We start from the raw sequence: 6,366 nt of genomic DNA, 5'->3' as shown, positions 1-6,366 counted from the left end.
ATAGAATGCTTTGCTACCTATCTGCAGCGTATCTCCCGCCATTACTCTCAGTACCAGGGATGGACCAATCTTCTGCCCATTGGTGGCATTTAGCCTGGCTACGTAGTCATTAGGAGAGGTAGTTGCATCAGCTGGGTAGCCGACAGGTTTTGGTGTACGGGTGATATCAACGTTACTGAATAACGCATCTTCTACTGGTGCCGCGGCGGTTTCCATTGTGGCTGCGTACACACCAACATTGGATTGTTCTGTTAGTACCAGACGAACATTGCCCAGATAATCTTTTACAAAATAGTCGAAAGGATATTGAGGAGCCTCTCCTGTTTTTAAAACAACCCGCACTCTACCTTCCTCGTGGCTCAAAAACTGAAGCGTATCGTTTTGATATACAAAGCTTCCCAGATAATCAGTAGTGGTTACCTGAGGCATCGACCCCGTTCTATCTGTAACGATCTTTTTCAATTTTGTACCGCTGGCATCATACAGGTACTTTATTACACCTTTTCCGGTGATCACAATACTATCCGGTAAATTCAGGTGATTATAGGTAATCGCTGAAATGTTCTTATTCAGGTCGTATATCAGGTTTCCATTGGCATCATAATCATAATCGGCTCCACTATTAGTCCCGTTGTTGAAATCACCAAGCTTCGCATCAACTGTATTCTGGCCATCTACTACCGTCTCCAGTTTGTTGCTCTTCCCACCTTCTTTATAAGAATACTGCAGCTGATCAATAGGCCTGGATACACCTGCGGCTATGCCACTCTGGGCCATTGTCATGATATTTCCATTGGCATCGTAGGTGATTCCTCCCACGGAGAAATTCATCAGATTTGATTCCCAGGTACTGCTACCCGCATTTTGCTGGTTAAAATCAGCTTTAGAAAGGCGAGAAACATTATCATAGTCATAGCCGTATGCTCTGGACACCGTCACTTTTACTCTTCCATTTGGCGCCGCTAATGTTCCCATTATATTGATTCTTTGTAAACCCATAGTCATAGCTCAACTCCTGGCCAAACCAGTTGTCAGTATTATTCTGTGTATTTACAAAATCAGCATTGATTCCTTTGAGCCAACCTTGGATATTATAATTATAATTCAATGTTTCCAGGGGAACACCCGTACCCGATTTTCCTAATGATTTTGATTTGAGTTGCCCCAACTCATCATAAGTCATGATCGCGATAGTCTTTTCCGACAGATCATTGAGCTTTTTGCGGATTTCTGTTAGCCGTCCTGCCGGATCGTAATAATTGGTAGTCAGTATTCTTGTATCTGCCACTGTGCCACTTCGTGGATTGGTGTGATGGTAATACGTGCTAAGGATCTTACCGTTAAAACTATACAGTACCGTTTTTATATCACGACCGTTATTGGCGTTATCACCTATCGTTTGGATCACTCTCCCCTTTGTGTCATAGTAATTAGTGCTGGATAGCCATTGGTTGGTACCGAGTATCCCCACTTTAGTGCCGGTGAGTAGCCCGGCAGTTTGCTTACTGACACCTGTAATCAAATCAGGATAAAGATCAGTGCCCGCCTGAGGTTTACTATAATCACCCATTTCAGGAGTACTGCTACCAGGGAAGCTATAATCATCATAATAATTATAGGCAAGATAAGTCAACGCTGCTGCGGAAATACCAGGTAAAGGATTAGATACCTGCACTAAGGTGCTTCCATTATTGGCGGCAGGATTAATTGCTATTGTAATATTACTGTTATCGCCGGAATCAAAACCATCAACTAAGGAAACGCTATTGGTTGCTTCATACAATTGTGTAACGCCATCATAATTGGCCAATACCAGGTCTGCTGTTGCAGGAAAAGTATAACTCATTGTTCCTGTACTGGAAACTACGTTATTCATGGCGACCTGCAATGATGCCCTGTCGGCCCTCTGTGTCCCCAGTTCCACTTATGGCACTCTGAAAAAGCATATAGTCAACATTTCCTGGCCTGGTTGCACACTCCGGCACCACCTCGCTAGATAAGAAACCTCCCGACGCATCATCCGGAAGCCCATGTACAGAACGGGTAATTGCTCCCCCGGCATTGAGTGTCCAGCCTAAGCCGGTCCAGGACGGCACCTCTGAAACCTGTACACCACTGGCATGATAACTCAGTGAAATAGGTACCTTCACCTTTCCCATGTCAATATTCCAAAGTGGAATATCTATCTGTGGAACTCCATTGTAAAGATTCGTAGGAAAATCTGCAAACTTACCAAGTGAGGCTGCGTTCGGCGAGGGTGGTAAGACCGGATCGAGCTTTAATTGTGCCGATGCCAGATGCACATTCATCAATAAAATACTTGTCATAAATACAATTATTTTTTTTCTCGGCAAACAACTGATCTTAAATAGGTAATCGGGCCACATCATGATGTTAATTTCTTCTTAGATTATAAATCGATTGCTAATTGAAACAATACCAGTATCTAATGGTACTAAGGCTGCCATATTTGGGTCGCAAGCTACGAGTGACAAACCTTAACATTTATCAGCTTAATATGGCATTGAAACGAGAGAATTTTATTTCACAGTAAAAAGACTTGAGATTCTCATACGGGATATTAATAAAGTTTTACTCTTTTGGTTGACAACTATCTTACCCGAAATATAATAACAATTTTGATTAGGTGACAGATGGATTTAAACTTGACAAGTTAATCAACCTCCACAAGAACAATATAAAATATAGTTCCAAAATAAAATAACAACAATGGGGTGTCAAAATAACTTTGACACCCCATTGTTGTTATAAACGCATTACATCAATACCCCGTAAACTGCACCAGTTTTTTATTCCGGTCAATTTCACTCTGCGGCACCGGATAAAAATAAAATTTATTATCCCATTGCGCTCTCGTAAAGGCGACTATCCTTTTATGAAATTCAGGATCAGACAGGAAACTTCCTTTTTCAATATTCATCCCGTGGAATTGTCCGCCCTGATGTTGGTCAGGTGCATTGGCTACTTTCCAGCGGCGCACATCCCAATAGCGATGTCCTTCAAACATCAGTTCGATCTGGCGTTCCAGGTGAATTTGTTTACGCATCTCTGCCTGGCTGCTACCAGCTGCCATATCGGCGAGTCCTCCCCTGTGGCGGATTTTATTGAGATATTTTAAAATATCAGGATTTCCTGGATCGTATTCATTCAACGCCTCTGCATAGTTCAGGTAAATTTCACCAAGACGGATCATCATGGCCGGACGTGAAAAACTTCTGCCGCTTCTGAAGTCCGTATTGGGGTGAATATTTTTACGGGCGGTATATCCGGTGGTAGGCCAATCTCTCGGAGCGCCGTTCTTACCGTAATTACCGGTGAAGAAAAACTCCACGCGTGTTTGTCCGTTTTCCGGAACCACTGGTATCACGGCGCCATTAAAGGTCACGTCTACATAAAACCGGGGTTCTCTTCCTTTATACATATTGGAGGTGCCATCTACATAATAAGGGGTAGCTGTGGTGGTAAAACCAGTTTCCGTATAGCCGCTGGCGTTATCTGTGATGGGTTGGCCACTGGCAGTACGGAATACATCCACCATTTCCTGGGTAACGGCGATACCGTTCCAGCCGGAGCCATTGGCACATCTGGGAGAACAATGTCTTTCCCAGTTGCCCACATGGTCTGAGTTGGTACGAATCCAGATGGCTTCTGTTTGCCAGCCATCAAAGAATAAGTTGCGGCAGGAAAGGAAGGCGGCGCGGAAGGGATCTTCATCCGCAACGGTATATAACTGCCATTTGTTGAGATCTATCACTGCTTTGGCGGCATCTGCTGCTTTCTTCCATTTTTCTTTGTCGAAAGTGGCGCTGATCAGGGCGGTGCCATCCTGGTTCTTAAAGTTGCTCATCTCCGTATTACCATTGAATAAAGGGCTGGCACTATATAACAGGATTTGCGACTTCACCGCCAGGATAATAGGCTGCGTGATGCGGCCGGTTTGTGTTACATCCGGTTGCGTGGGGTCAACGGGGTTCATGTGCTGTACTGGTACATCAGGCATGGCTTTATCCATTTCAGATAATACATAGGCAACGCAGTCGTCCCAGGGACTTCTGGGAATCTGGAAATCATCTTCCGGTAGTTTGGGTTCTTCTCCCATTAATACCACGGGGCCGTATTGGCGCATCAGCAACCAGTAATAGTACGCTCTTAAGAAGCGTGCTTCTGCTTTATATTGTTTCAGTAACTGCGCACCACCTGGCTGCGACAGGATCTCTTTATTCTGATCAGCATTCTGCAGGAAAATAGCTGCCTGCCGGATGGTTTGGTAGTAACCGTTCCAGTACGAAGGGCTGGCATTATCTGCTGTAATAGCACCGGAGTTAATACCGGGTTGCACCCAGGCATAGTCTACTTCATCGCATTGGCCGGTCCAGGGAACGCTATAAGGCTGGTTCCACATATCCGGCATGGGATTGTAGATGCGTGCCAGCCATTGTTCCGTCATGGCTCTGTTGGTGAATACATCGGTGAGCGTGGTGATATTATCGGGTACGGTATTGAGGAATCCTTTTTTACAACCGGCTACACACAAGAGCAGCAGCAGTATCAGGATATTTTTTTTGAAGCAATGGTGCATCATAGTGATTCAGTTTTATTTGAAGTTAGCGCGGATGCCAAAATTGAATGAAGTCATGTTAGGATAAGCGGTGCCCCTGCCATCGCCCAGTTCGGGGTCCCATACTTTCCATGGGGAAACGGTAAACAGGTTGGTGCCGTTCACGTAGGTGCGTATACTCTTTAAGCCGTATCGCGATAATTTGTCGCCGCTGAAAGTATAACCTAACTCCGCACTTTTTAAACGGATATAGTCGGCACGCTTCTGCCACCAGGTGCTTTCATAATAGTTGGTGGTAATATCCTGCCGGGTCGACATTCTTGGATAGAAAGGCCGTGCGTTGGTGTTGTCCGGCGTCCAACGGTCTGTGGCTACCGTATAGAGGTTACCGATAGTAGGTCCTTCATAAAAAGGGTTGGTGGCATGTCCGCCGCTGTACATAAAATCTACCATGGCCACGCCCTGGAAAAACAGGCTCAGATCAAATCCTTTTACACCGGCGCTGAAGTTGAGTCCGTACACAATGCGCGGCACGGAACCATAACCAATGGCTTGCTGATCGTAGCTGTTAATCAAACCATCTCCGTTCAGGTCTTTGTATTTAATATCTCCGGGACGTACGTCGCCGGCTTGTTTGGCCGATTTGGTGATGTCTGCGGAATCAGAGAACAAGCCGAGGGCTACGTAGCCAAAGCGCTGGTCTATAGGATGACCCGTGCGGTTCAGCCATGGATACTGCCATGGTGGTAAACCATCATACACATCTTCGTTGATATTGAAGTTGAAATTACCCCTGAAGCCTACCCAATAGTTTTTGGAAAATGATTTATTATAATCAAGGGTGATGTCAATGCCTTTATTCTCTGTAATACCTATATTTCTGTAGGGGATATTATCTGTGGTATAACCGGAAGCATAAGGAATATCATATTGCCTCAGCAGGATGCCTGTTCTGCGCTCCTTGAATAATTCCACAATGAGCGACAGGTCGTCATGCAATGCTTTTATTTCGATACCCAGGTTTTGCCGTTTGCCTGTTTCCCAGCTTACCTCAGAACCAATCTGATCTTCCTGTAACCCGCCGTAGCCGGTGGTGTTGCCTGGTACCCCGAAAGTATACCCAAGACCGCCATCGCTCTTTATCCTTGTGAGAAACAGAAACCTTGATCCGGTATTACTGTTTCCGGATAAACCATAGGTATAGCGGAGTTTAAAGTAGCTGAGCACATTACTGATCGGCGCAAAGAAACTTTCATTCGATACTACCCAACCCACACCATAGGAAGGGAATAAACCATATCGTTTATTCGGCGTAAAGTTTTCGGAACCATTGTAACCGAAATTTACTTCAGCAAAATAGCGGTTCTTGTAGCCGTAAGTACCTCTTCCGCTCAGTCCTCTGATGCGGTAAGGGATGGAGGAAATGAGGGTACCCGCATCGGCATCAACATAATCGGACTGGTTGTACAACAATAAACCGGAAACATCATGGTTGCCGAATTTATTGGAATAGTTCAGGGCCGTTTCTGTGTAAAACCTGCGGTTACCTCCTCTTGCCACCTCGAAGCCCAGTACATTGGAGCCCGGATCTACCACTTTGGTCAGGAGATTTCCCAGTGAGTCGCGGCCCGTAGCGTAGTAGGTTTGTACTTCTCTTTTTCTGTTCAGGTTATTCCAGCCGTAAGCATCAAAAGCAAACATGCTGGTAAATGACAAGCCTTTTACAACGAAGTCTAGGTTTTGCCGGAGTCGTATATTAGAGCGAACAGTGTTACGATATTCTGTAG

General features: G+C 45.1%; 4 protein-coding genes and 1 pseudogene. All 5 read right to left on the bottom strand.

Annotated elements, in window-relative coordinates:
- Nucleotides 1-975, bottom strand: a pseudogene (locus VIP81_RS14835) (hypothetical protein); the annotation flags it as partial.
- Nucleotides 911-1,876: a hypothetical protein gene (locus tag VIP81_RS14830; RefSeq protein ID WP_331962085.1), complete on the bottom strand. Its 966-nt coding sequence runs from the start codon at nt 1,874-1,876 to the stop codon at nt 911-913. The gene VIP81_RS14830 and the pseudogene VIP81_RS14835, both read right to left, overlap by 65 nt.
- Nucleotides 1,869-2,327 (bottom strand): hypothetical protein, encoded by a 459-nt coding sequence (locus VIP81_RS14825; protein WP_331962082.1) that lies wholly within the window; start codon nt 2,325-2,327, stop codon nt 1,869-1,871. Before VIP81_RS14825 ends, VIP81_RS14830 begins: the two co-directional genes overlap by 8 nt.
- A 455-nt stretch (nt 2,328-2,782) precedes the next feature.
- Nucleotides 2,783-4,603, bottom strand: a complete 1,821-nt coding sequence (locus VIP81_RS14820) for a RagB/SusD family nutrient uptake outer membrane protein (protein WP_331962079.1) — start codon at nt 4,601-4,603, stop codon at nt 2,783-2,785.
- Nucleotides 4,604-4,615: 12 nt separating this feature from the next.
- On the bottom strand, nt 4,616-6,366 hold a 1,751-nt coding region (locus VIP81_RS14815), incomplete at its 5' end, for a SusC/RagA family TonB-linked outer membrane protein (RefSeq protein WP_331962076.1).

The organism is Chitinophaga sp., assembly GCF_036566945.1.
In the GTDB taxonomy this organism is placed as follows: Bacteria; Bacteroidota; Bacteroidia; order Chitinophagales; family Chitinophagaceae; genus Chitinophaga.
Note: the sequence above shows the minus strand (reverse complement) of the source record. Positions and strands in the feature narration are given on the sequence as shown.

What these genes read in the sequence shown, in the direction of transcription:
- VIP81_RS14830 (WP_331962085.1), bottom strand. Translation starts at nt 1,876, where the DNA reads ATGAATAACGTAGTTTCCAGTACAGGAACAATGAGTTATACTTTTCCT.
- VIP81_RS14825 (WP_331962082.1), bottom strand. Translation starts at nt 2,327, where the DNA reads ATGACAAGTATTTTATTGATGAATGTGCATCTGGCATCGGCACAATTA.
- VIP81_RS14820 (WP_331962079.1), bottom strand. Translation starts at nt 4,603, where the DNA reads ATGATGCACCATTGCTTCAAAAAAAATATCCTGATACTGCTGCTGCTC.